The following is a 405-nucleotide window of genomic DNA, read 5'->3' as shown; positions in this document are numbered from 1 at the left end:
CCGCTTGCTTCCCGTCCTATGGGCGATCAAGAGATATGGCTCGGGTATGACGCAGATGGCGGTGGGGAAAATGGTGATGGCGCTGGATTGGTCGCAATTGCACCGGCAAAAAATAAAAATGGTAAACATCGGATTGTTGAAAAACTTCGGCTTTTTGGGTTGGACTTTGAGCAACAGGCGGAAGTTATTCTGAAGTTTTGCCAAAAATATAACGTCACCTATATCGGCATGGATGCGACTGGCTTGGGTGAATCGGTGGCTCAAATTGTAGAGAAGCAAAAGCCCGGCATTGTACGGCGTTTTGTTTACTCTGCTGATGTGAAGTATCAGATGGTTTTGAAGGCGCAGAACGTTATTGATCGTGGCCGCTTGGAATTCGATGCAGGCTCAATCGATATCGCGCAT

The 405-nt window shown here is 47.7% G+C and carries 1 protein-coding gene; it reads left to right on the top strand.

Going from position 1 to position 405, the window contains the following annotated elements; all coding sequences use genetic code 11:
* Window positions 1–405: phage terminase large subunit family protein (locus A596_RS23265; protein ID WP_459542213.1), on the top strand; the 405-nt coding region annotated here is incomplete at both ends.

The organism is Cellvibrio mixtus subsp. mixtus J3-8, from assembly GCF_000766945.1.
GTDB classification, from domain to species: Bacteria; Pseudomonadota; Gammaproteobacteria; order Pseudomonadales; family Cellvibrionaceae; genus Cellvibrio; species Cellvibrio mixtus_A.
This window is presented reverse-complemented; position numbering and strand designations above follow the sequence as displayed.